Below are 24,814 nucleotides of genomic sequence, written 5' to 3' on the forward strand. Positions count from 1 at the left end.
ACGACCGCAACGACAACCGAACGCCCGCCACCCGAACGCCTGCCACGTACCGCACGACCCGTCCGGCCACCTACCGGACCACCAACCCGGTCACCGCGGCGGCAGGCCCGTCCGTGCACAGCGTCGTCGGCCGGTACGACCCGCCGCCGCACGTCGTCGCGCCGAACCCGGCCACGCCCGGCCCGGCGCCGCAGCATGTCATCCCCCCACCGCAGGACATCGATGACTGCGCCGCTGCGCCGGACGATCGACGCTCTGCCGGGATGCGACGTACCGTGCGGGCGCACTATGTCGACAGCGACTGCCTGATCGGATTGCGCCACCCGCACCGACCCGACCTGCTGCAGGCCCGCGGCGTCGACACTGGCGGCCACCCGCGCGTCATGTTGCCGGTTCTGCGCCGGCTCTGGACCGCTGCCGGCCGCGACAGCACCCGCCTCGCCGCGCGGCTACTCGCCCACGACTGGCGCTACCTCGACCCGGCCATTCCAACCACCGTGCCGACGTCGGCAACCACCGCCGAACCGGCCGCCGAACCCGCCGCCGCATCCTGGCATGGCGATCACGGCAACGGTCGGAATTTGCAGGGCGTCACCGGACGGCGGGTCATTGCCGGCGTTGGGGTCACCCATACCGCGATCGGACCGGACGCAGCCATCGACAGCGAGCCGGCCATGGTCGTGCCGCTGGCGCACTTCGGCTTGCTCGACGCGGCGTGGCTGTACCTGCTCGACCCGGCCAGCGACAGCGTCACCGTCCACATCGGCGACGGTGGCCTCGTCAGCCACCACCTTCTCGACGTCTGAACGGCTACCCGATCCCGAAGCCGCGCCGCGCCGCGCCGTGCGGGGCGGGGTGGGGTGGGGTGGGGCCTGCCCGAGCGCGCCCGAGGCGGACCACCGGCGCCGGCCACCGCCGTGCTGAGCACCGCGGCTGTCTGCCGGCCTGCTCCGCAATACCGTGCTGCTCCCGAAAGGAACGTCCTTCGATGTACTGCCCTGTCAGAAACCTCCACGCCACGAATCTGCACGCCACGAATCTGCACGCCACGAATCTGCACGCCACCGGCCAGGACCTGCCGCGCATCCGCGTGAGCATCGGCATCCGTTGCTGCGTCCGGGCGCGGACCGGCGGAACACCGGCCGCCACGAGGTCGTCATGATCAGCCGGATTCTCGCGCTCGCTGCCGTCCTCGTCTGCGGGGTCGTGCTCGTCTGCGCCGGGCTGACGGGGGCGGTGTTCACCGGCGGCAGCGCGTCGGCCGACTGCACCCCGGCCCTGTCGGCGACCAGCCGTCCATCCAGCCAGCCCGCCGGCCAGCCGGCACCGTCGGCGCCATCAGCACGGAGCGGACCGTTCCCGGCGGTCGACCGGTGGGACGCCACCCAGGTCGGCAACGCCGCCACCATCATCTCCGTCGGCGTCGCCCGCCACCTCCCGGCCCGGGCGTGGGTGATCGCCATCGCCACCGCCATGCAGGAATCCAGCCTGCACAACATGGCCGGCGGTGACCGCGACTCGGTCGGACTCTTCCAGCAACGCCCCTCCCAAGGCTGGGGCACCGTCGAACAGCTGATGGATCCCGGGTACGCGACCGGGAAGTTCTACGACAAACTCCTGACGATCCCCAACTGGCAGACCCTGCCGCTGACCGAGGCCGCCCAAGCGGTGCAGTCCAGCGGCGCACCCGACGCGTACGCGCAGTGGGAACCCGACGCCGTCACCGTCGTGCAGACCCTCACCGGCCTCACCGGCGGCCTCGCCGCCTGCGGCATCACCATCAGCCCGCAAGGCTGGACCCAACCACTCAAGGCCGATCCCGCCTCGGGGTTCCGGACTCGCGACCGGCCGACCCACGACGGGGTCGATCTGATGGCCGCCCGTGGCACCCCGATCCACGCCGCCTCCGCCGGCACCGTCAGCACCGTGCGGTGCAACGCCACCGATGTGCGGACCGGGCAACCGTGGGGCTGCGACCGCGACGGCGACCCCGACCTCGCCCGCGGCTGCGGCTGGTACGTCGACATCGAGAGTCCCGGCGGCGTGGTCACCCGCTACTGCCACATGCTCACCCACCCGATGGTCGCCGAAGGCCAACCGGTCGTGGTCGGGCAGGTCATCGGCGTCGTCGGCACCTCCGGCCACTCATCCGGACCGCACCTGCACTACGAGGTCCATCTGACTACCGATGGTAGCCACGACCACAGCTCCGGCAGTGCGGTCGACCCGGTGTGGTGGCAGGCCGCCGTCGGTGCCCCACTCGGCGCCTGACCCCGGAATTTCCTTACCCGCAGACACATCTGTGCGATGCGGTCGGGAACGGCTTGATCCCAGGCGGTGCGGCGAGCGTTGATCGACACGGTCGGCGCCGGCCCCCGTGCCATTCACCCATCGTAGTCGCCGGTCGAGGTGCTGCAGCATCCCCGGACCGGTAGAAAGGAGTACCCGTTGACGATCCACCACACCGACGGTGCCCACACCGGACAGTGGCCTGGACCCCGTGTCGGGCCCCCCGCACTGCGCCACGCCGTCACCGCCGTCTTGACCCGTTTGGAGGCGCAGCTCGCCCCGCACCGCTGGGACCGGCCCCCGGCGCTGATCGGCGTCCTCCACCACCCGCGCCCGGACCAGACCCGCGCCGACGAATCCACCGTCGCTCGAGCCTCCACCGTGGAGGTCCCCATCGGCTGGATGGTCGAGGTCGACACCGGCCTGGTCACACCGCACGTGGCATCGACGGAATCCTGCTACCCCGGCGGTCAACGTCCACCCGGTCAACGTCCACCCGGTCGACGTCCACCCGGTCGACGTGCTGCTCGGCCTGCCCGGCGAACTACGCCGTACCCGCCACGCGGACCTGGCTGCGCGAACTGCCTGCACCGCGGCGGCCGCCGGCTGGTCGGGTTCGGGCTGTGCTTCGAAGGCTGGCAGGGCGTGATCCGGCCCGGGTACCGCCACGGCGACCTCGCCGCCGCTCATACCGCCGCTCATGCCCGCCGCCCCCGCCGAGCACCGCACCGAGGTAAGCGTGCTCGCCGTCCTGGACAACCAGGGCCACGCGTGGCCGCTCATCCGCCGTCGCGGCGCCACCGGCCCCGACATCGCCACCAGCGACAGCACCGGTCGGCGCATCGCCGCAAGCCGCGTCCTGACCGGACTGCCACCACCTCAACCGGTTCGCCCGCAGCCACTGAACCCGACCGTCGCCACCAACCCCGTACCCCACCACCGATCCGGCCTGAACCCCAAGTGCCGCCGGCCTCCGGTGGCCCCAACCCCTCGCAAGGGAGGACCCGCTGATGTCCACATCCTGCCTGCTGGGTAGCCCGCACTCGGACGGCCGCACCGCCACGGTGGTCAAGGTGTCCGCCGGCTTCCCGCCCGAGCAGATGCTGCCCCTGCTGCGCCAAGTCCACTCGGTGGCCTTCGACGGCGAGACGACCCGGATGGCAGAACGGCTGCTGACCCACGGCTGGCTGCAACTCGGCATCGACCTGCCGACCAGCCCCACGGCCGAAGCGAGATTCGCCGGCGTCCTCACCCACACCCCGCTCGGCCTCGTCTACGTCGATCCGCCGGCACCATTCCAGGTGCGTATCGGTCAGCCGTTGCAGGCCGGCATGGCGCAGTGGCTGTACCTGCTCGACGAACGTGACGACACGGTCGTGGTGTACGAGGCCACCGTCCACGGTCGCTGGCTTCGCCACAGCCATCACCCGCTGCGCCTGACCCGGCCCGAACCGCTCCCGGCGACGATCGCCGCCGCAGGCGACGCCGCCACCGCACGTCACGTCCACCGGTGGCGGCCAGCGTGCGTGTCCTTGGACGGCTGGTCCGGCGCGTGGGACGCCCAGATCTGCACCGTCGAGTACGACCGCGGCGTCATCGTCGCCCGCCTCGACACCGACACCCTCGCCGGGGTCATCGCCGACACCGACGCCTGGCTCGCCGAGCGGCGGCCAGGCTCGGGCCTGCCAGACCTACACGTGGACGACGGCGGGCGGCTGACGGTGACCTGGTTCGCCGGCACCGGCCATCGTCAGCAGCACACGATCGACGCGGACCCCGACGGCCGGTTTCTCCTCGGCCCACACGTGCTGCCGTGGATCCTCGCCGGTGAACCCGTCCCCGGCAGCGACCCGCGGCACCTGCGTAACGGCACCCCACCGATCGTGGAATGGGCCACCGAGACGGCCCTGCACGCCTGCCATCCCGCCCTGGGCCACTACCCGCTGCCGGTCCTCGCCGCGGCCCTGCGCGCCCTCAGCGGTTGCCTGGGCGGCGGCATCGGCGTCCTCGCCCCGACCAACGGCGCCACCGGCCACCACGTGTGGCTGCTCACCGACGGCCATGCCCTGCTCGTCACCCCGACCAGCCACGACCCAGACGCCGGCACCGTCACCCTGCCCCGGCCCCTCGCCGGCAGCTGGAGCGACGACCAGCCAGTGCCCGTCTTCACCGCCAGCCAACTGGCCGCCTTCTGCCGACCGAACCCGGCCCCCTGAACCTGACGCCGAGCTGCACACCGCCGATGCTCCCGGGACTTGCCAGAGCCGTCGCCGGAAGCACCAACCAGCCAACAACCCCTCGACGACGAGTCAACCCGCCATGGGAAACCGAGCCTATGGCGGCCTGCCTGAAATTCTCCCGCCGTGCCTGGCTACAACTCCCCTGGGCGGGTGTTGCCAGGCTGGCCCACCCGGAAGCGAGCATCCAAGCATGTATCGACGTCTATGGTTCGACCTGCACGCCACCGTGCTGCACGCCGAACACGCCCTCACCCGCGCCGACCGGCCGGCCCTGATCCTGCGCGACGGCCCCAGCCCGCTACTGGCCGGCAACGGCACCCCAATGCTGCACGCCAGCCCACCGGTGCCCGCCGCCCACATCGACAGCAGCACCGACAACACCAACAACACCGCCACGGACGACGCCGTCGACACGGGCACTACCGCTGTCTGCGCCACGGCGCTCGCCCGGACGGTGCGGCTACCGCTGCCGTCCCGGTCAGCGCTGACCGTCGAACCGATACGCGACATTCTCCGCCGTGGCGCGCACACCGGTCACGCCTGGTTCACCGTCGACATCGACGCCGCCGGGCTGCGTGCAACCACCACCAGAACGGTCCGGGACAGTGCACCACCGGCGTCGGCGACCTGGCGCGACGCCCTCATCTCCCACCACCGGCAAGGCCAGTACAAGGGCCAAACCTGCCCGGGCTACCAGGTCCACGGCGGCGCACCGGCCCGGTTCCGCACCGAGGTCATGCACCAACTGCTCGCCGACACGCTGTGCAGCCACACCCCGAACCGGGTCGTCACCACCGTATTCGAAGGCCGCAAGCCGTGGCTGGTCGACGACCTCGGCGACCGTACCCCGGTCACCGCCGACGCTGACGGCTGGTGGCCGATCACCCACCCAGGACTGCGCTGGACGGCGTCCCTGAGCGCCGAGACCGACGGGCCCGACCCGGAGCCGGTGTTCGAGCCGTACGGCACCGACGGCGCCGGCCTGCGGTGCGGCGTGTGCGGCGCCATCGACGAGGCCACCTACCGGGAACTACCGTCGATGGCCGGGTTCGGCGACGACACCGCCACCACCTGCACGATCTGCGGCTCCGCCGAGACCACCGACCCGGTCTTCGGCCTCCGCGCGGATCCCAAACCGTGGCCGCCGCAGCCCGGCGCACCCAGCCACGGTACCGGCTCTCGCCGGCCGGAGCCCTCAGCGTGATCGACGACGACTACACCCTCGACGAAGGCTGCAACCAGATGCCCGGCGGCTGGAGGCGCCGCGGCGGACGGATCCCGCTGACCGTCCGGCAGGAACGAAGCAACATCCCGGTCCTGCCGCACATCGCCTTCGGACCGCAGATCTCCGGCCGGGTGCTGTCGGTGTACCGGCCGTGCTACCTCGACCTCGGCCACCTCACCCGCCGGGACGCCGTCCGACCCTGGCAGACCACGGGCGAGCGGCGGCGTTCGACGTCCTACGCGACGCGCACCCGGACACGTTCCGCACCGTCATCAGCGGCGACGGACCCAACACGGTGTGGCAGGCGCTGCGCCTGACCCGGCTCACCGCCCCCGTCACCGACCTCCTGGCCACGCACGATCGCACCAGCCCCGCCCCACGGTTGGGCCGACCGCACCCACGGAACCACCACCGGCGCGCCGTGCGCCGGCGCCCACCCGGTGCTTGACCCGGCAACGTCGCCAACACCGCCACCGAAACCACGACCGAGACCGAGCCACGACCGAGACCACGACCACGAGAAGTTGGAGGTATGTGCCCATGCGGCACCACCAACGGCGCCGCACCGACGCCGACACGTGTGACCCCACCGACCCGTACACCGGCAACAGCCTCGGGCACGAGCAACTCCTCGAAGCGCTCGTCACCGGCCTGCTCGGCGGCGACACGCTCGAGCACCTTTGCACGGACGCCGACCTGCCCGTACTGGTCGACGACACCGGCGAGCCGGTGACCGTCACCGCCCGCACCTACCCGGACGCCAGCGTGCTGACCCTCGACCACGGCATCTGGTTGGAGCTGTCCGACGGCAGCGTCTTCGGCCTGACCGTCACCGTCTCTCGCCGCCCCACCGTCGAGGTCCAGCTGCGCGGCTGACCCGCGTCTACCGACCCTGCGCCTGCTGTATCGCCGCCTGCCACACACCCGCCTGAGCGGGGCGAACAGACGTCACGCCGGCAATCGCGGCTCGACGACACCGACCTGCACCACCGATCGCGTCCCACGGGGCAGGCCGAACTGCACCTGTTGAAGGCACCACCGGGTGTGGTCACCCGCCATCCGCCCCTAGGCCGACCGGCCGAGCAGGGCGAGGCCGGAACCCCACCCGTCTCCGCTGCGCGGATCCATCCGCCCGCGCACCCGGAGACGGGTGCGCGAGCCCCGACCTCTGCGAATCGAGGCGCCCTATGACCACACCAACACCGAGCCCGTCCGGGCCGGCGACACCGGCAACACCGCCGACGGCGGCCACCGGGACCGGCGACGACTCTGCGACCGGCCCGGACGCGACACCGGCGGGCAACCGACCCGGCTACCTGTACCGCAAGGTCGCCCTGTACCTGGTCAAACACCCCGACGACCTGCTCAAGATCGGGCAGATCACCAAGGCCATCAACGCCCCGTCCTCCGGGGCGGTGTTCGAGGTGTGCAAGAAGATGGCCGCCGCCGGTCACGCCACCCACCGTCGCGACCCGCACCACCGGTTCCGCATCACCCAGGCCGGCATCGACGCCGCCGGCACCATGCCACCCGCCGCACCCCGCGCCGCTCCTGGTGCCGGTGGGGGATCGCGGGCCGGCCGGCGCGGGCCGGTCACCCGACCCAACGGCGAGCGCTACTTCCCCCGCAAACTCGCCGGCGTTACCGACATCGACGTGCTGCACCGGCTGCGGGACAAGCGGATCCCGGTCCTGCTGTACGGGCCGCCCGGCACCGGCAAGACCGCCATGGTCGAAGCCGCCTTCGCCGACCTGCTCACCATCACCGGCACCGGCGACACCGTCGTGGAGGACTTCCTCGGCAACTTCATCCCGCTACCCGACGGCGGCTACGAATTCGTCTACGGCCCGCTCGTGCAGGCGATGCGCGAAGGCCGGGCGCTGCTCATCGACGACGCCACCCTGATCCCGCCGAAAGTCCTCGCCGTGCTGTACCCGGCGATGGACGGCCGCCGCGTCATCCACATCCCCGGCTACCGCAACGAACGGGTCGAGGCCGTCGACGGGTTCTACGTCATCGCCGGCCACAACCCCGGCGTCCACGGTGCGATCCTGACCGAGGCCCTCGCCTCCCGGTTCGAGGTGCACATCGAAGTCACCACCGACTGGGACCTCGCCAAACACCTCGGCGTCCCCGCCGCGGCGATCGCCGCCGCGCAGACGCTCAACACGGACCTGGAGGCCGGCAAGGTCACCTGGGCGCCGCAGCTGCGCGAGCTGCTCGGCTTCGCCCGCGTCCGCAAGACCCTCGGCCTACCCACCGCCGTCGCCAACCTCGCCGGCCGCGCCCCGCTCGACGACCGCGGCGCGGTCGTCACGGCCCTGTCCGCGGCGTTCGGCACCCCCGTCACCGCCCTGACCCTCGGCAAACAGCGCTAACCGCATCCGCGAAGGAGGAACGTCATGCCACATCCGAGCAGCCACCTGCACCCGGCCGGGTTCACCAAGTCCCACCCCGACTGGGCGGACTGGGACCGGGCCTGGACCCGCGAGGTGAAGAAACTGACCGGCCGCACCGACCTGACCGTCGTCGTCGCCCTCGGTGCCGGGGGCGGCGCACCCGCCTGCTTCTACCCGGCCATCCGCCAGGTCGAGGTCGACGCCACCCACATCGGCGACCCCGACGTCGCCGACCCGCGCCGCGCCGCACACAAGAAACTCGTCCCCACCGCCTACGGCCTGCTCGTCCACGAAGCCGGGCACGCCGCCCACAGCCAATGGGCCACCCCGCCCGGCACCCCACCGGTCGTCGCCGCCGTCGCCGACCTCCTCGAAGAGTCCCGGGCCGAAGGACGCCACCGCGCCCGCCGCCGCGGCGACCGACGCTGGCTGCGCCACACCGTGCAAACCCTGATCGCCCTGGACGACGCGCCGGTCGACGACGCCTGGCACGCCGGCCAACTCGCCGGGCTCCTCCTCGCCCGAGTCGATGCCCGCATCCTCACCGCCAAGGACGTCAAAGCTGTCCGGGCGGCGGTCACCGGCGTCCTCGGCCGCAAGAAGCTTGCGCAGCTGCGCCAGATCTGGCGGGAGGCCCACAGCGTCGACGACACCGACGCCGACACGATGATCGAGCTGGCGTGGCGGTGGTGCCGGATCCTCGGCATCGACCCCACCCGGCAGCCCGCCACACCCACCGCCGACGAGGGCGAATTCTCTGGTGCGCTCGCCGCCGCGCTCGGCGACTTCCTCGCCATCGCCGCCGGGCTCGACCCCGCCGCCTACGCCGCGCACCGCATCGCCGAACAGCACGGCGCCCCCGCCTCCTGGACCCTGCGCGACCCCACCCCGGCGGAGCGGCAAGCCGCCCGCACCCTCGCCGCCCGACTCCAGCAGGCCCGTACCAGCAGCGTCGAACCGGCCACCCGCCCGGCGGCGATCCCACCCGGACGGCTGCGGGCCCGGGCCGCGATCACCGCCGACGCCCAACGCGCCGCCGGGCAGCTGCCCACCGCCCAGCCGTGGCGACAACGGGCCAGCCTGCCCCCGCACAAACCGACGCTGCACCTCGCGGTGCTGGTCGACGTGTCCGGCTCCATGTGGGCCTTCGCCGCGCCGATGTCCTCGGCCGCGTGGATCCTGGCCAACGCCGCCCGCCGCACCGACGCCACCGTCACCACCATCGCCTTCGGCGAAGCCATCACCCTGCTCGTCGCACCCCAGCACAAACCGGCCCAGGTACAGGACATGCAGGCCGACGACGACTACGAGCGGTTCACCGAAGCGGTCAAGCTCGCCGACCAGCAGCTTCAGCTGCGCCACCGCGCCCACGTGCGGATGCTCGCCGTGGTCTCCGACGGCTGCTACGGCGAGCACGTCGACCCGGCGCAGCGTCTCATCACGACCCTGGCCCGCACCGGCTGTGTAGTGCTGTGGCTGCACCCCGCCGACACCGGCTTCAGCCACACCTTTACCGACACCACCACGGTCACGGTCACCAACCCGGTCGAGGCGATCGACATCATCGCCGACGCCGCCGTCACCGCCCTGAGCCACGCATAGATCAGCACACCCATCGAACCCAGCTCACCGATGGGAGCACCCGAAACTCATGCCAGCACCCGACCCGCGGATCGCCGGCTGGGCCGCGCAGATCCCCACCGCGATCGACGACAGCATCGCCGAGAGCCACCATCGCCGGCGACGGCAGCGAGCTGGACACCGCCGTCGCGATGCACCGCTCGCACTGCGGCCAGCCCGCCCACTACGACAACAAGCTGCGCGACTACCGCCACGACAACCCCGACACGCCCGACTGTTCCTCATCCGCTCGACCCCGTTGACAACCCGGCGCCGCGAGCGCTGACGCCACACCCCCGTCGCCGTGAACCCCGCCCTCGCCGGGCCACCAGCCGGCCAGACCACGCGGATACCGGCCCACCTGAGGGCGTGAGCCGTCGTCGGCGACGCGCACCACCCCTGTTGATCTGCGCCGCAGCGCTTCCCCAGGCTGCGGCCGGGCCAGCGCTGCGCCCACTCCCAGAAACATGGAGCACGCATGCCCGAGCACACAGACCCGCTGCGGTTCCCGCTGCAGCACCACCTCGACGCCATCACCGCCGAGACCGGCTGGTTCATCGAACCCGACGCGCTGGACCCCACCCTGGCCATGTTCGGTGACCTCGTCACCGCACTCATCGACGCCGCCGCCCGGCACGCCGCCGCCACCCACCTGTGGCACCTGCTCGACGGCCCGCTGACGTTCCTGCTCGAAGTCATCGGCGACGGCCCGATCGACACCCACGAACCCGACCTGCTGCAGCTGACCGAACTGGTGCGACTGCGCGAACGCGTACGTGCCCAACGCGAGCAGGCAACCCACGACATCGCCGACGCCTGCGACGCCCTCAACACCGTCGGCCTGACCGCCCCGACGACCGACGACCTCCCGTCACAGCCCCCGCAGGGCCAGGCGGACCGCGACGCGACGGTGCTCGCCGCACTGGCCGAGGCCGGGTTCCTCGCCGTGCTCACCGAGCACCGCGCCACCACCCGCCGTTACCAGCTCGCCGTCGGCGGCGACACCGTCCACGCCGACCTCGTCGCCGACGGCGGTCTCACCCTGCACAGCACCGGCTCCGACAGCCACCCGAACTGGCAGATCACCGCCGATCGCACCGTCCCAGCCCGGCTGCTCGCCGCGCTCGTCGGCGGCTCCAGCCAGCTCTCGCCGCCGAGCCGGTAACGCCGCCCTTCGAACATCAAAGCCCAAGGAGCAACCGTGATCGTTGATGAGAGTTTCAACCCGGAGCAGGGCCGTGGCTGCTACCGCCTGATCCAGGTGCATCACCTCGACGGACGGACGCTGCGCGTTCCCGACCCACGGTGGACGTCCGCGCCGCCGCGCGTTCCTCCAAGAGACCATCTTGGCGTCCGTGCCCGAACCCGACGAACACCGCCGCCGCTGAGCGTCGGCGACCCCGTCCTCGGCAAACCCGCCTGCTCGCCCGACAGTGCGGCACCTGCATTTTCCACCCCGGCGCCGCATGCATCTCGCCCCTGTCCGGCTCAAGCAGATGGTCGACGAATCCCTCACCGAGGGCAGGTAGGTGATCTGCCACGCCACGCTGCCATATGGAGCGCATCCGAGGCGCCGCCAGCGATCTGCCGCGGCTTCGCCGACCGCTACACCACCTGGCGACTGCAGGTCATCGCCCGCCTGTTCGGCTTCGTCGAAGTGCCCCCGCCCGGCGAACCGACCACGACCGAACCGACCATGACCGAACCGAGCGGCGACTGAGCCACCCGAACCGCCACTGAACGATCACCACATCGCGATGGCTTGACCTGCAAGGGAGAGTCGAGCGTCGATCGGTGTGCCCGCCCGACCGGCAGCGGCACACCAACGCCTGCGACCGGTGACGGCGGCTGCCCAACTCATCGAGGCCAACACCGGGAGTCGACGCCCATGCCCTCCAGACACGCCACCGCAGCCCGCCCCCGCCCGTCCGCCGACGCGACGGTCCCGCACGACGTCACCGACGTCATGCTGTGGCGGCTCGCGTTCGACGTCGCCGTCGAACACCAGCGCGGCCCGAAGGGCTGCTGCACTAACCTGCGCTGCGCCGGCCAGCGCGGACCCTGTGACGCCGCCGTCCAGGCGGAGCAGGCGGAGCAGGCGTCGCAGGCTGCGCGGCGCCGTGCGACGACCGCGCCACGGGCAGCCGTGCCGCAGGCCAAGCCGCCCGCCGGTTCCCCTCCGGTGATGGGCGCTACCCACCACCGTGACCGGGCTATCGGTCGGGCCGCCGTCACACCACCCAACGCCGGACGGTTCACCGGCTGGCTCACCCAGACCGCCAGCGACGGCCAGCCGGTGGCAACCCATCTGCCCAGACGCAACCCTGGCACCGCCCTTGCTGCGGCTTGACCAACCGCGCCCGCCCCTTGAATCGAGCACGAATCCTCCGCTCGGCCGCGTCGCCTTTGCCACGGCGCGTGGCACTCCATACATGTCGTGCCAGCGGACTGTCGCACGACCGCGGCATCGGAGCGGGCCGCCCATCCACGTCGGTATCTGCGCCGACGTGTCCCCGCCGGGGTCCGCATTCGGCGACCCGATCGCGTCCGCCGCGTGGATCACCCGCCCAGACCACCGCATGGGCTGGCGGCACGAGCGCCACGGTCACCTTCGGCGCTACGTCACTCCCGATCATGAAGCCGACCAGTCGCCGGCGCAGGTGCGTCTGTTCGACATCGAGAACGACATCACCGGGTTTCCGCTCACCGTCGACGCCCTCGACGCCGCCCTGAATCTGGCCGACCCACGCGCTGGGCGCGGCTGCTCGTCGTGGGTCAGCGACGGCGAGTTCACCGGGGACGAACGCCTGCCGATCAGCACCGCCTCAACCGGCTCCTGAACACCGGCTGCGCCCTGCTGTGGCTGGCGCCGCCAGGCTCGACCCCGCTCAGTCCGGGCACCTCATCGCCCGTGCGGCGACAGCCCTGTCGGCGCAGAACTGACCGGCCGGGCCACAGCGCTCCAAACCCCTTACACGCACTGCGATGCTGCCGGCCAGTAGCCCCTCGGCAGCGCCACCGCGCCCTCGACCCGTCCTTCAACGGAGCATTCGTAGGCCCGACTTGGAGCAACACCGGAAGTCGACGGCGCGTACCGCCAAGTCGTCGAGCGGCCGGCAGCTCGGCTAACAGCTCGACTGACAGTTCGGCTCAACGTCCGGGTCTGGCGTGGTTATTGTCGGTGGGTATGCCGTAGGTGCCGATCTGCCAGGTGCGGCGGATCCAGCAGCAGGCGACGGCGGTGATCCATATGCCGGCGAGGATTCCGGTTGTGCGGTAGTCGGCGAGGGCTGCTGTGATGATGCCTAGGGGCACGGCGGCGATGGTCTGGGTGAGGTGCCGGTCGGCGAGGACGTAGGCGGTGGCCAGGCCGATGAGGAGTGCCCCGCATCGCGCGATGAGCAGGTAGCGCCAGTGGATGTCGCCGGGATGAACATGGTGGTAGGCCCAGGTCATGGTGCACATGCCGACGGTGGCGAGGATGATCGGGGGGTGGGGAATGGTCATCGCTGGTCCCCAGCCGATGCCCGGTTCGGGGACACCCCTATACACGAGCCATGCGGCGACGGCGATGATCGCGGCGAGCGGTATGGCGGGGATGAGTGTCCACCGCAGCAGTTGGGCGTGGTACGGCCACTGGTAGTAGGCGGCGATGGCGACGGCGTAGAAGGCCCCGGTCGCCAGCCCGAGTCCGGTGGCGGCGAGGATCCCGGCCGTCACGGGAAGCCCGGCCGGTGGCCGGCGAGCGGGTAGTCGGACCGGTTGGAGCGCGGGACCGAAATGGGCGCCGGCGGCTGCGCCCGCGACTACGGCGAGTACTGCGGCCATCGCCACCTGGCCGGTGTTCATCGCCAGGTAGGTGTGCCCTGGGTATCGGTCGCCGCCCTCGCCGGCGAGGGTTGCGTAGACGGCCAGCAGGACCGAGGCCACCGCTGGGACGAGCGGTGCCAGCAGCTGTGACCACGGCGGCAGCCCGGGCCGCGCAAGTCCCGGCTGTGCACGTCCCGGCCCGAAGGTCACGCTCCCGAGTGCCGGTCTGTCCCGCCGCAGCGGGGTGATCGGCGTGTCCGGGTTGGAGGCGGCTCGGAGGGCTGCCAGCGCGGTGGCGAGTTCTGGTTGTGGCAGCACGCGGGTGGGCAGGCCCGTACCGGCGGCGAAGTCCTCGGCGAGTCCGGGTATGCGGGCGGTGCCTCCGACCAGAAGGAGTCCGCACCCGGTTTCCGCGGTCACCTCGGCCGCCTCGACGGCCTGCCGCACCGCCTTGACCGCCGTATCGATCACCGGAGCCGCCGCAGCGTGTACGTGGGCAGCGGTCAGCATCGCCGCCGGGCCGCCGTTCACCCCCGGGACGACGACGCCGGGTGCCGACGTGGCGGCTTCCTTCGCCGTGCGCAACATCAGCCGCTCGACCATCGGTCGGCGAACCGGACCGGCCGGACCCGCGGGGCGTGTGCCAGGTTCGGTGACCGGTGCCGACGCCGGGTCTGCATCCTGCCTAGCTGTGGCGGGGCCCGGGCCCGCTGCGGCTGAGTGTGCTACCAGCGGGTGCGACGCGGTCGGATGGGCGGGGGGATGGTGCACTGCCAGGTAGGTGGCGAGGGCATCGTCGATGCGGTCACCGCCGGCGTCGGCGTCGAGTTCGGCGATGACGTCGAACCCGGACACGTTGCGGCGTACCACCGTCACCACTGCCCGCGCACCGAGATCGCAGACGGCGACCCATCGGGCGACCGGCAGGTCCAGACCGTCGGTGTGGGCGGCGACGGCGACTGCGGCCGGCACCATGATGGGTCGGCGGACACCGGCGTACTGTGCGGCCTCCTCGAGGAGTTGCCGCCGCGGCGGTCCCCACCCGGGCGGTACGACGACGACGACCTCGGGCACCGGCCCTCCGCACACGTACTCGGTCTGATCGAGTACCCGCCGAAACACCGCCCCGACCAGCACAACCCCAGCGACCGGGTCTCCACCCAGGCCCACCGCCTGCGCGCGGATCTGCCCGGCGGGGTCGGCGAGGTAGTGGTCCGGCTCGGTCATCGCCGCCGCGATCGCCTGCGCCCCGGTCAACACCCGGCCCGTGTCGGACCGGAACACCCCGCTGGGCAGGTAGGGTTCGCCGTCGAATCGCAGCGGCTGCCAGCTGCCATCCGATCGAAATACGACCGCTACCGTCCGGGCCGAACCCAGGTCGATGCACACCCGCGCCCAGCCCACCCCGTTGGATGCATCCACGGACGTCAGTACTACCACGATCGATGACTGTTCGTCACCGGCCATTAGCGCCACGTCATAGCCGAGTCATCGCGCTCAGATCCGTCCGTCAGCATCCCGTCGCGCCCACCACCCGCGCGCGGACCGGTCGATTGAGCCGGTCTTTCGGGTTCAGCGCGGCGCTTCCCCGTACCGAACTAATCCGCCGGCGACCCGGCACCGGTTCGCGGGTCGGGCGCCGCCGCCGACGACGCAGGCGAGGTCCGTTGTCGATGGCACGCCGATTGGTGCGAATCGACGGTACGGATCGGCTGGTGACGGGCGCCGTCGACCGTGGTAGTACTGATGGTCATGAATGGGTCACGGAGGGCGGAGTGGTCGAAGCTCGTCGTTGACCTCGGATCGGCCCGCACGGTGGCGATCGTGGTCCGATCGGATCGCAGGTGGCACCAGTTGGTGTTCGACGGCGGTCCGTTTCTGCCCAGCGGGGTGCTGCGGTCCGACACGGGCCGGGTGCTGACCGGTGCCCAGGCCCGCACGGCTGCGGTGGAGCATCCGGACAGGTATGTGCCGGATCCGGTCCGGCGGATCAGCGCCGAGGCGGTGCCGTGCGGTGCGGTGGCATTGCCCGGTGTGGACCTGGTCGCGGCGGTCCTGCGGCGGGTACTGGACGAGACCGAACGGATGTGCGGCGGCGCCCTGGCCGAAGTTGTCCTGGTGGTGCCGCCGGGGTGGGGGCCGCAGCGGCGGCAGTGCCTGCTCGAGGCGGCCAACCACGCCGGCGTTCGGCGACCGGTCCTGGTCCCGGCTGCCGTCGCGGTCGCGGGCGCCGCCGACGGCGTGGACCTGTCGGTGGGTCAATGGGTGGCGGTGTGTGACCTCGGCGCGCGGGCCGCCGTGAGCGTGGTCCGCCGCACCGGATCCGGGATCGAGGCACTGGCCGAAATGGACTCCGACGCCGGCGGCGACCGCATCGACCACGCCCTCGCCGTCCACGTCACGACCAACGCCGCCGCACACCACACCACCCGCCCCGCCGGCGTTCCCGCGGGCAGAGAAACGGCCGGAGAAACGGCCGGAGAAACGGTCAGGGCGGGGGTCGCGGCGGCGTCCGGGGCGGCGTCCGGGGCGGTGCTCGAGCCGGTGTCCCAGGCGGTGTCTCAGGCGGTGTGTGACGTGGCGGAGATCTCTGACGCGTCTGACCCATCGGCAGTGTCGGAGGCGATGCTGGTTGCGGTGCGGGCGGCGAAGGAAGCGGCCGCGGCGGGTCAGGCTGTGGTCGTGCCCGGACCGCACGGTCGACCGTCGGTGGTCCTCACCGGTGCGGACGTGACCGACGTTGCCGGCACGGTCCTCGACGTCGTGGCATGCCTGGTGTCGCAGGCCGTTGAAGCGGCTGAGGTTCCGCCGGCGACCGGCGCAGGACTTCTACTGGTCGGCGGGACGGCCGCCATTCCCGGCGCCGCTGACCGGCTCGCCGCGGGGACCGGGCTGCCCACCCGGGTACTGCCCGACCCGCAACGGGCCACCGTGCTGGCCGCCGCGCGGGCCACCGACCCCAACCGACCGGTGGCCGCAGGACGCGACAGCCGGCGGGGACCACGGGCAGCGGATCCGGCCAGCCTGCGGCGGACCGTATCGACGGGCAGGTCGGACGACGTATCGATGCCAGCCGGTTCGGTTGCGCCGCGAATGCGCGACCTGATAGGTCCACTCGTCCCCGCCCTAGCCTCGCTGGGGCTGTTCATCCTGGCGTTGGGCACCGGCGAAGGGCCCGACGATCCGCCGCCTGGGTTCCCACTGCTCCTCGAAGACGGGCTGCTTGCCCTGGCCGCCGTTTTCGTGGTGGTCGCGGCGGTGTCGTTCGGCGTCGCGAGCGGGCCCGACCTGCTCGTCAACCCGGCCCGGGTACCCCCGTCGCGCCGCGCCCGCATGGCGCGCACAGCGGCGGCGGCGGGGGCAGCCGCCGGTGCCTGCGCCGGGGTAGCCGTCGCCGGCCTGTACGCAATCGCGGCCGCCGGCTATTTCGGCGGATGGCACCTGCGCCTCCTCGCCTGGACCCTGCTCCCCGCCATCGTCGTGGCGGCCGTGGCCACCGCGTGCGCGGCCATGATCTACCGTGGCGCGCCACCACCTCGCAACGGCTGGGTGCGGCTGCTGTCACTGCCGCACCGGTGCGTGATCTTGGCAACGGCGGGCACCGTCATCATGATCTGGGCACAGAACATCTACTATCTTCAACCGCTCTACCTGCGGTGGAAGATCGACCTGATGCTCGATGTCGGCGCCATCGTCCTCGGCATCGCCACCGCCTGTGCAGTCGCCGACCGGATCCTCATCCAGATCCTCGCCGCCACCGTGCTGATCCCGACCTTCGGCCTATCTGCCAGCCGGGACAGCCTCAACACCGTCATCTGCCTCTTCGCCGCCGCCGTCGCGTGGTGGTGGCTCCGCCGGGCCTTGCAGATCGGCACCGGCCACATCCGCGGACCCATTCGCCCCCCGGCATGGACCCGCCCACCATGACCCCTGTTCCCCACCGGCAGCACCATCAGACTCCGAGGCCCTTCCCGGCGGGCGTTGCCCGCTGCAGGCGACGGGCCGCACCGGCGACCGGCCGTGCCGGCTCGACCCATGGCGAAGCCGTCAGCAAACCATCGGGACCAGGCCCGACCACATCGGTGGCCCAGCGCTCAGATACCGGCGCGAGGTGCCTGCCGCAGCAGCGGCATGTTCGGCTGTTCAACGCCGGGCTCGGCGGCCAGGTCCGTCGCGGCGTTCCTCGCGGCTTCCGTCACCGCATTCCTCGCGACATTGATTGCGACATTGATTGCGGCGACGACACCGGCCACACAGGCGGCAGCAGCAGCAATCCCGACGGCCAGGACCAGCACAGTACGCAGTGTCGGCCCTCGCTCCGCGAGAAGTATGCCCCCTGCCGCCACCGGCAACGGCGCGGCGAGGACGAAGACAGCCGCACAGATCCACCATCGACCCCCCGAGCGTCGCATCCGCCCCACCTCCTCGCCGCATCTCTGCCGCCCCGCCCGCCATGTTCGCTGTGCTGTTCCGGGCTGCGGCTTTGTGCCGCCCTATGCCGCCCCGAGCCGCCAACGCCTGCGGCACAACCGGTCCGGTCGATCAGCGTGGGTCAGCGTGTTCAACTGACAGGCATGAATGCGTGGAGGCTACCAGTGGAGATGCGGCTCCTCCGCCCGATGACCGTGAGCGCTTTCACCGCAAAGACGCCCGTCCCACTGCTTGGGCCGCCGTCCGACTCATCACCTGTTCTTCTGCCCGTCCGGTGCTCAGCGAATTCCGCTGGGATTCGGCCAGCCCGATCCGTATCCCGAGCCCGACAGCGACTCGTGCCGCCGGCAGCGCTCGTGGCTGTCATCGTTGCGGCGTGGGGCCACGGAGTCGGCGCCACGCGCCGTCCGGTGTCCCGGACGCGGTCGTGCGCATGAGGGCCTTCCGGGCGGTCCGGACCGTGATGGGTGCCGTGATCGTGCTGGCCGTGGCACCGGTCGTGCTTTTGCACTTCTTCGGTGGGCCGCTTCCCGACCGGCTACCCGAGCGCGACGACGTGCAGCGGTGGATATACAACCCGTTGACCGAGGGGGCGTTGGTCGGCCTCGTCGAGTACACCCTGTGGGCCGCGTGGGCAGTTCTCGCCATTACCGCCGTCATCGCAGTGATCCGGCAGATCACCCGGCTGCTGGTGTGGATTCGCCGACACCCGACCTGGCAACTACGCCTGCAGCCGCCGCCCAACCCTCGACGCCCTGGCGCGCCGATCCAGATTGTCGCCGGCGGCGTCGCCGGGGCTGTCGCTGCGGCACTGCCCGCTGCCGCTGTGGCGGCCGCCCCCACTGCCAGTTCCGCACCCGCTCCCTCGACCGGCTCCACGGCTTTGTCGAACGCGGACGTCGCCCATGTCAATGGCACCGTCGCGGCCACGGCACCAGCGGCACAGGGCCCACCTCAATTCCCGTCCGCCCCAGCCCGTGCACACCCGACCCCGACGCTGGCCCCCGACAGCCCGACCCCCGACGCGCCGATGCCGAGCGGGTCGACGCCGAATACGCCAGCCTCGGGGTGGTGGCTTCCGGACGGCAGCTGGATCACCCTGCCCACCGCGTTGGCACTCGTCGCCGTGTGGCGCACCGTCGCCGCGGCCACCGACAGCCTGGCCACCCCGACGACCATGGCCGCTCTTCTCCGACGGGCCACCCGGCCCCGATCTTCCGGTCGCACACCACCTGCCGCGACAGGCAGCGGCCGGAATCGGGAGCCGGCTCCAGACCCGCGGGAGGCGGCCACCCAGATGGCGGTGACGGGGCCGTCAGTCACGGGGTTGGCGGCCTTGGGGTCGGCGGTCCTCCTGCCCGCGGGCGGAGTGGGGCTGACCGGCCCCGCCGCCGCAGAAGCAGCCCGTGGCCTGCTTGTTACGACGCTGCTCACACAACCCGGTGTGGCGCGCGTCCTCACGACAGCCGCCGACTGGGAGTTGCTGGCCGCCGCAACACTGCCCCCACCCGAGGTAGTGGTCATGACGGACCTAGCCGCAGCACTGGCGGATCTGGAACAGCACATCCTCGCCGAGACCGACCGAGCCCTCCCCACCGGCAGCACGCGGAGGCCTCCGCTCCTCATCGCCGCCGTTCCCTCACCGCCACATGCCGGCAGGCTCGCCATCGCCCTACGCCATGGCCATCCCTACGGCGCCGGAGCCATCCTGATCGGGCCCTGGCCGTATGCCACCACCTGGCACGTCGACAATGCCGGCCGGATCACTCCCGCCCTAGACACGGCCCGCGATCAGAACCCGTCGCAGAACGCCAGATCGGCAGGCAGCAGTGAACCCCGCAACCAGAATTTGCCGCCCAACCCGCCGTCGACCACTCCGTCGGCCACGGCCACGGCCACGGCCACGGTCACGGCCGTGATCGCGCCCTCGCACAGGGCCGCAGCCGCGGCCGATAGGACCACCACCGGAGGGCAGTGGCGGTCGACCGTCCTCACTGTAGCGGCGTGTGCGGACATCCTCAGCACCCTCCAAGCAAGCACTCGCGAGCCGCCATCGCCGTCCACACGGACCGCCGACTCACCTGCGGACCCGCCTCATGCGACGGCCGCTTTCCGGGACCGCGAGACGTCGGGGGAAATGGCCTCTGCGGCGCCGGAAGCGTGGGCCCCGGCCCCGCAACGGCTGCTACGCCGGCGGTCTCCTGACGGCGGCACGCAGCGTCGGCGGATCGTACAACCGCTTCTCCTTCGCGTTCTGGGCGCCGAACGGCTCACGACGGCAGCGGGAGCGCCGCTCAAACTGCCTCGAAAGGCGTCGATGGACATCCTCGTCCTTCTCGCCGTGCACCCCGAAGGACTGCATCGGGACAGCATCCTCGAGGCTGTCTGGCCGGACGTGCGCCACAACGCCGCCGTCTCCCGACTGCACACCACCCTCAGCAGCCTGCGCAGCGCCGCCGCCGCGATCACCGCCACGCCGATCGTCGTCCGCACCGGCACCCGCTACCAGCTCAACCCGGCAGCCATCAACGTCGACCTGTGGCAACTCCACCACCACGCCGCCGCAGCCCGCCGAAGCACCCCGGACCAGAAGGCTGAACACTGGCGAGCCGTCATCGGGCTCGCGACATCCGCCTCATCGGATCATCCGATCCCGGACAGCCCTGCCTTTCCGGTCACTGACAGTTCGGCCCAGGCCCCGACACGGCCGGTCGAGGGTCCCGGAACAGACCCGACCATCAACCGGAGCGGCAGGCCCACAACCGGACACCCTTCTACGCTGGCCACGGGAATGACGTGGCCGTGGCTGCACCCGCACCGCCGATCGCTGCACAACACCGTCGCCGAAGCTCTGTCGCACCTTCGCGGGCAGGCATCAGCAATCAACCGCCCAGGGTCACGAACCGTGCCACGATCGGTCACCCGATCAACGCCGGGGTCGCCTCGGCCCAGGACGGTTCACGACACCCAGCCCTGACACCGTCGCCGGCGCGATGTCCAAGTCGATACGCGGGCGTGCTGCACCGCCAAGCCACAGCCGGTTCCCCGGATCGGTGGCCTTCGTCGATGACTCTGTTGGCGACCCTGTGGGGAGCGAGGCGGTGCGTCCCGAGGACGCCTGCGTGGTCGACAGCGGCCGCCCGAGTGGCGACACACTGACAGTTCTGACAACCAGCCGAACCAGAACGGGCAGGTCAGGGCTGTTGTCAGTGGATGTAAGAGCATTGGATCGTCTTGTCATAGCCGACTCGGTCGCGCCAGCGGATAGCGTCCTCACTGCTCAGCTCACCAGACATCCGAGCCGGTAGCGACATCTCCTCGGCGGCGGTCGGACCAGTCCGAGTCGCCACCCGGGCCCCGAGATCATCCCTGGGCACAGACCGATCAAAAACATAGATAGGTGTCAATGTGCGGGAAGGTGGGTGGGCTCATGCGACTCCCCCGTCGGGGTTCCGCTCGGACCAAGCCGGAACACCGCCTGCGCCACCCGGCCTGATCCCGCCATGTCCCCCTGCCCGCCGCGGGTCGCTCGCTGGCACGACCTCTCAACGGGTCGGACCAGGGTCTCGCCGGAGACGGTCCCGCGCAGGCCAGAGGCCGATGAACCGCCTCGTACACGGACGTCGAGTACGCCCCAGAGCACATCGCTACAGACACCGGCTGGCGGCCGGTATCGCAGAACCTGAAGGACGGTGAATCAATCCCATGACCGGGCAGACATTCAACGACCCGCCCCCCAGTCGTGACCTTCCCCTTCCTCCCACCGCAACCATGGACCCCGGACCTGACGCCCGTCCCGGAGCCTGTTTCCGAGTCTGTTCCGGAGCCGGCCCCGACAACAGCGCCGCAGCCGGCGTTACCGTCGACCCGGACCGTGACGTCGGCACCAGACGGATGCAGGCGTGGATCGGCGGCTGTGTCCTCGTCTGCATCGCGGTCCTCGTCACGATCCTGACGGCGGCGATCGCTTCGGTGCCCACCGGCACCGGTGGCGGTGACGGCCGGGGCTGGCCGGCATCGTCGTCGGCGGCGCCGTCGTCGGCGCCATCGTCGGCATCGTCGTCGGCGGCGCCGGTGGACCGGACCCGCGTCGACGGTCTCCTCGGCGCCCACGCCGCAGCCCTCCTCTCCGGCGACGAGGCGGGCTGGCTGGACGTCGCCGACCCGACCCGACCTGACGTCGTGGCCTGGTACCGACAGCTGTACTCGACCCTGCGGGCGTTGCAGGTGACCTGGTTCGAGTACCGGGTTCCCCGCGAGATCGCCGACGGCCGGCCCGGCCCCCGACCTGAACAGGTCTTCCTCCGCTATTGCCTCGGCGGCGTCGCGTGTGACTGGCGTTCGCACCACGCCGTGACCGGCCTGCGGTTGCAGTTCATCGAACGGGACGGCCGATGGTTCGTCACCGACGTGCCCGACCGGGCTGACGGATGGAACACCGCTGTCGATCCGCCGCCCTGGCTCGTCGACCCTCTCCAGGTCCACCGGCAGGGCAGTGTGATCGTCGCCGCGCCGGCCGCACTGGCGGGCCGGTCGAGCGCCGTCCTGGCCGCTGCCGTTCGGGCTACCGCCGTCGTCGACCGCTACACCCGTCCGGCCGCCACGCCACCGACCTACCTGATCTACCTCGCCGGCGCCGCTCAATGGTCCACCTGGCACGACGGACTCGGCCGGTACGACGCCATCCTCGGCGTCGCAGTCCCGATGTCGAGCATCCAGATCGCCGTCGTGCTCCGCATGGACCGCATCGACCCCGACGAACTCGACGCGACCCTGCGCCACGAAATGGGTCACGTCGTCACCCTCTTCGGCGAACCCGACTCCCCCACCTCACCGAACCCCGCCAACGACTGGGCGGGCGAAGGCATCGCCGAATACATCTCCCGGACCGGGCTGCCGCGGGCTACCTACCCCCGCCTGCGCAGCGTCCGCGCCTACCTACGCGCCGGCCGCTGGGACGGCGCCCTGCCCATCCACATCAACACCACCGACCGGCAAACCGCCGACGCCACCTACGGCCTGGGCTACCTCGTCATCGGCTACCTCGCCGACACCTACGGAGAACCCGCGATGCTCCGCCTCGTCGACGACCTCCTCCGCAACGGCGCCAGCGTCACCGACGCCGCGCGGACCGCACTCGGCCATGACTGGCCAATCGTCGCCGCCGGCATCGCCGCGTACCTCCGCCAGGTCGCCCGTTAACCACCGGCCCGCCGAGGCCGCCCCCGCCCGACCGCCCCCGTCCCGCCGGTCATCGCCGGGCAGAACCGACGTCAATCTGTCGTACGCACGATCTCAGCGATGCGTCCCGGCGAACCGCCCCGGTCGAAGCCGCTGACGACCACGTTCCCTTTTCGCCGACCCACGGCACGAATGCGTCCGAACACAACGACCTCGAGAGGATTGGTGACCGATGCGACGCACCGCCGCCCGGACACCCACCCGGGCCGCAGCCCGGACCGCAGCCCGGATCGCTGCCCGGCTCCTCGTCGGAATGTGGCGGGCGGCGTGGACCACGCTGATCCTGGTCGGCCTGCCCGCCGCACTGGTCCGGACAACCGGCTGGCCGTGGCCCGACCGGACTCCCACCTCCACCGAGGTGCAGTTGTTCATCCGACATCCGCTGACACCCGGCGCGCTGACGACGGCAGTGGCGACGCTGCTGTGGATCGCCTGGGTAGCGTGCGCGCTGTCCGCCACGGCCGCGGCCGCGCGTACGGTCCGCACATTGCTCGCGAAGATGAGCTTTGCGGGGCCGCGAACGGCGATGGTCGGGTTCGGATCGACGGTTCCGGACCTTCGTCACAACCGGTGGCCGCAGTTGCGGATCCCGAACGCCGCGGATGGATTGTCAGCCCTCGTTCTGGGCACCGTGGCCGTCTCGGCAACCGCCACACCCGTGGCCGCTGCCGTCAACGCCGCAACCATGCCCGCGCCGTCCGACGACGAGGACCCGACCATCGACGCCGCATCGGCCATCCCGCTACGCATCATCTCCACGACCAGCGGCCCCGCGGTGAAAGCCGCCGACATGCCGGCCCGTGACCGCCCAGGATTCACCCCCGGACATCCGACCGCTGGCGCCGCAACTGCCGGGCCCGGCGGCGCCGGGCGGCCCGCGGCGGCGCAGTCGGCTCCGCCGATCGTGTACCAGGTCGTCACCGGTGACTGGCTCGGCGCCGTCGCCGACCGGTTCCTCGGCGACTTCGAGCGTTACCCCGAGATCGCCGCCCTCAACCGGCACCTGCTCCCCACCGACACCGGCCACGGCGCTGGCGCCGACCTCATCCTGCCCGGCCAGCGATACCAACTGCCTGCCGACGCCTACGACCGCGGACCGCGGACCCACGCCACCGGCGCACCCGTCGCCACGGACAGCACCGCGCCGCCATCCACCGGCGAACTCCCGCCGTCACCATCCTCAGCACCGACCGCCCCGGCACCGTCGACATCCGCACCGTCCACAGGCCCATCCACAGGCCCATCCAAGGCACCGTCGACCCCGCCGCCACCGGGAGGTACCGCGACGTCACCGGCCGATAACTGCGATCGCGCCACGACGCCAACCCTCCCTCCCGCCTTCGACAACGACCGCGGCATCACCCTGCCGTCCGGCAGCTGGGTCGGCGTGGGCCTGGCGCTCGCACTCGTCAGCGCCGCAACACTCGTCTGGGCACGCCGCCGACGTCGCTACACCCCCCGACCGCCCTCGGCCCGGCCACGACTCGACGACCCCGCCCTCACCCCGATGCCGCCCATCATCACCACGCTGCGACGCCACCTACGACGCCACCTGCGGG

General features: G+C 71.6%; 18 protein-coding genes. 16 read left to right on the forward strand and 2 right to left on the reverse strand.

Features of this window, described 5'->3' with window-relative positions; all coding sequences use genetic code 11:
* From Vau01_RS61580 to Vau01_RS61635, 12 genes are all read left to right on the forward strand, one after another.
* Window positions 1-806 (forward strand): hypothetical protein (locus Vau01_RS61580; protein WP_204014417.1); only part of this gene is annotated, 806 nt, incomplete at its 5' end.
* 352 nt (window positions 807-1,158) lie between these two features.
* The gene (locus tag Vau01_RS61585; protein ID WP_204014419.1) at window positions 1,159-2,271 is read left to right on the forward strand and encodes a M23 family metallopeptidase; all 1,113 of its coding nucleotides are present in this window, start codon (window positions 1,159-1,161) and stop codon (window positions 2,269-2,271) included.
* Between the two features lie 1,028 nt (window positions 2,272-3,299).
* Window positions 3,300-4,505, forward strand: coding sequence for a hypothetical protein (locus Vau01_RS61590; protein WP_204014422.1), 1,206 nt, complete (start codon window positions 3,300-3,302; stop codon window positions 4,503-4,505).
* 214 nt (window positions 4,506-4,719) lie between these two features.
* Complete coding sequence (locus Vau01_RS61595) at window positions 4,720-5,733, forward strand: hypothetical protein (protein WP_204014425.1); 1,014 nt, start codon at window positions 4,720-4,722, stop codon at window positions 5,731-5,733.
* Window positions 5,730-6,071 (forward strand): hypothetical protein, encoded by a 342-nt coding sequence (locus Vau01_RS61600; protein ID WP_204014428.1) that lies wholly within the window; start codon window positions 5,730-5,732, stop codon window positions 6,069-6,071. Before Vau01_RS61595 ends, Vau01_RS61600 begins: the two co-directional genes overlap by 4 nt.
* A 223-nt stretch (window positions 6,072-6,294) precedes the next feature.
* On the forward strand, window positions 6,295-6,630 hold the full coding sequence (locus Vau01_RS61605; protein ID WP_239153095.1) for a hypothetical protein: 336 nt from the start codon (window positions 6,295-6,297) through the stop codon (window positions 6,628-6,630).
* 311 nt (window positions 6,631-6,941) lie between these two features.
* On the forward strand, window positions 6,942-8,132 hold the full coding sequence (locus tag Vau01_RS61610; RefSeq protein WP_204014446.1) for an AAA family ATPase: 1,191 nt from the start codon (window positions 6,942-6,944) through the stop codon (window positions 8,130-8,132).
* A gap of 24 nt (window positions 8,133-8,156) precedes the next feature.
* Window positions 8,157-9,755: a VWA domain-containing protein gene (locus tag Vau01_RS61615; protein WP_204014461.1), complete on the forward strand. Its 1,599-nt coding sequence runs from the start codon at window positions 8,157-8,159 to the stop codon at window positions 9,753-9,755.
* A 496-nt stretch (window positions 9,756-10,251) separates the two neighbouring features.
* On the forward strand, window positions 10,252-10,938 hold the full coding sequence (locus Vau01_RS61620) for a hypothetical protein (protein ID WP_204014475.1): 687 nt from the start codon (window positions 10,252-10,254) through the stop codon (window positions 10,936-10,938).
* Between the two features lie 36 nt (window positions 10,939-10,974).
* The gene (locus Vau01_RS64420; RefSeq protein WP_239153096.1) at window positions 10,975-11,493 is read left to right on the forward strand and encodes a hypothetical protein; all 519 of its coding nucleotides are present in this window, start codon (window positions 10,975-10,977) and stop codon (window positions 11,491-11,493) included.
* A gap of 168 nt (window positions 11,494-11,661) precedes the next feature.
* On the forward strand, window positions 11,662-12,123 hold the full coding sequence (locus Vau01_RS61630; protein WP_204014478.1) for a hypothetical protein: 462 nt from the start codon (window positions 11,662-11,664) through the stop codon (window positions 12,121-12,123).
* A gap of 157 nt (window positions 12,124-12,280) precedes the next feature.
* Window positions 12,281-12,613 carry a hypothetical protein gene (locus Vau01_RS61635; RefSeq protein ID WP_204014481.1) on the forward strand — a complete coding sequence of 111 codons (333 nt, stop codon included), beginning with the start codon at window positions 12,281-12,283 and terminating at the stop codon, window positions 12,611-12,613.
* Window positions 12,614-12,923: 310 nt separating this feature from the next.
* Here the strand turns inward: Vau01_RS61635 and Vau01_RS61640 are convergent, their stop codons facing one another.
* Window positions 12,924-15,050 (reverse strand): Hsp70 family protein, encoded by a 2,127-nt coding sequence (locus tag Vau01_RS61640; protein WP_204014491.1) that lies wholly within the window; start codon window positions 15,048-15,050, stop codon window positions 12,924-12,926.
* Between the two features lie 357 nt (window positions 15,051-15,407).
* Between Vau01_RS61640 and Vau01_RS61645 the strand changes: the two genes are divergently transcribed.
* On the forward strand, window positions 15,408-17,510 hold the full coding sequence (locus Vau01_RS61645; protein ID WP_204014493.1) for an Hsp70 family protein: 2,103 nt from the start codon (window positions 15,408-15,410) through the stop codon (window positions 17,508-17,510).
* Window positions 17,511-17,677: 167 nt separating this feature from the next.
* Here the strand turns inward: Vau01_RS61645 and Vau01_RS61650 are convergent, their stop codons facing one another.
* A complete protein-coding gene (locus Vau01_RS61650) occupies window positions 17,678-17,878 on the reverse strand; it encodes a hypothetical protein (RefSeq protein WP_204014496.1) in 201 nt (66 codons plus the stop codon).
* Between the two features lie 608 nt (window positions 17,879-18,486).
* Here Vau01_RS61650 and Vau01_RS61655 point away from each other — a divergent pair.
* The 3 genes from Vau01_RS61655 to Vau01_RS61665 all read left to right on the forward strand — a co-directional run.
* On the forward strand, window positions 18,487-20,991 hold the full coding sequence (locus Vau01_RS61655; protein WP_204014499.1) for a hypothetical protein: 2,505 nt from the start codon (window positions 18,487-18,489) through the stop codon (window positions 20,989-20,991).
* 917 nt (window positions 20,992-21,908) lie between these two features.
* A complete protein-coding gene (locus tag Vau01_RS61660; protein WP_204014502.1) occupies window positions 21,909-23,216 on the forward strand; it encodes a hypothetical protein in 1,308 nt (435 codons plus the stop codon).
* 211 nt (window positions 23,217-23,427) lie between these two features.
* Window positions 23,428-24,814, forward strand: a 1,387-nt coding sequence (locus Vau01_RS61665) for a LysM peptidoglycan-binding domain-containing protein (RefSeq protein ID WP_506020973.1), incomplete at its 3' end; no start/stop codon positions are given.

Source organism: Virgisporangium aurantiacum (assembly GCF_016863635.1).
GTDB lineage: Bacteria > Actinomycetota > Actinomycetes > Mycobacteriales > Micromonosporaceae > Virgisporangium > Virgisporangium aurantiacum.

What these genes read in the sequence shown, in the direction of transcription:
- Vau01_RS61585 (WP_204014419.1), top strand. Translation starts at nt 1,159, where the DNA reads ATGATCAGCCGGATTCTCGCGCTCGCTGCCGTCCTCGTCTGCGGGGTC.
- Vau01_RS61590 (WP_204014422.1), top strand. Translation starts at nt 3,300, where the DNA reads ATGTCCACATCCTGCCTGCTGGGTAGCCCGCACTCGGACGGCCGCACC.
- Vau01_RS61595 (WP_204014425.1), top strand. Translation starts at nt 4,720, where the DNA reads ATGTATCGACGTCTATGGTTCGACCTGCACGCCACCGTGCTGCACGCC.
- Vau01_RS61605 (WP_239153095.1), top strand. Translation starts at nt 6,295, where the DNA reads ATGCGGCACCACCAACGGCGCCGCACCGACGCCGACACGTGTGACCCC.
- Vau01_RS61610 (WP_204014446.1), top strand. Translation starts at nt 6,942, where the DNA reads ATGACCACACCAACACCGAGCCCGTCCGGGCCGGCGACACCGGCAACA.
- Vau01_RS61615 (WP_204014461.1), top strand. Translation starts at nt 8,157, where the DNA reads ATGCCACATCCGAGCAGCCACCTGCACCCGGCCGGGTTCACCAAGTCC.
- Vau01_RS61620 (WP_204014475.1), top strand. Translation starts at nt 10,252, where the DNA reads ATGCCCGAGCACACAGACCCGCTGCGGTTCCCGCTGCAGCACCACCTC.
- Vau01_RS61630 (WP_204014478.1), top strand. Translation starts at nt 11,662, where the DNA reads ATGCCCTCCAGACACGCCACCGCAGCCCGCCCCCGCCCGTCCGCCGAC.
- Vau01_RS61640 (WP_204014491.1), bottom strand. Translation starts at nt 15,050, where the DNA reads ATGGCCGGTGACGAACAGTCATCGATCGTGGTAGTACTGACGTCCGTG.
- Vau01_RS61660 (WP_204014502.1), top strand. Translation starts at nt 21,909, where the DNA reads ATGCAGGCGTGGATCGGCGGCTGTGTCCTCGTCTGCATCGCGGTCCTC.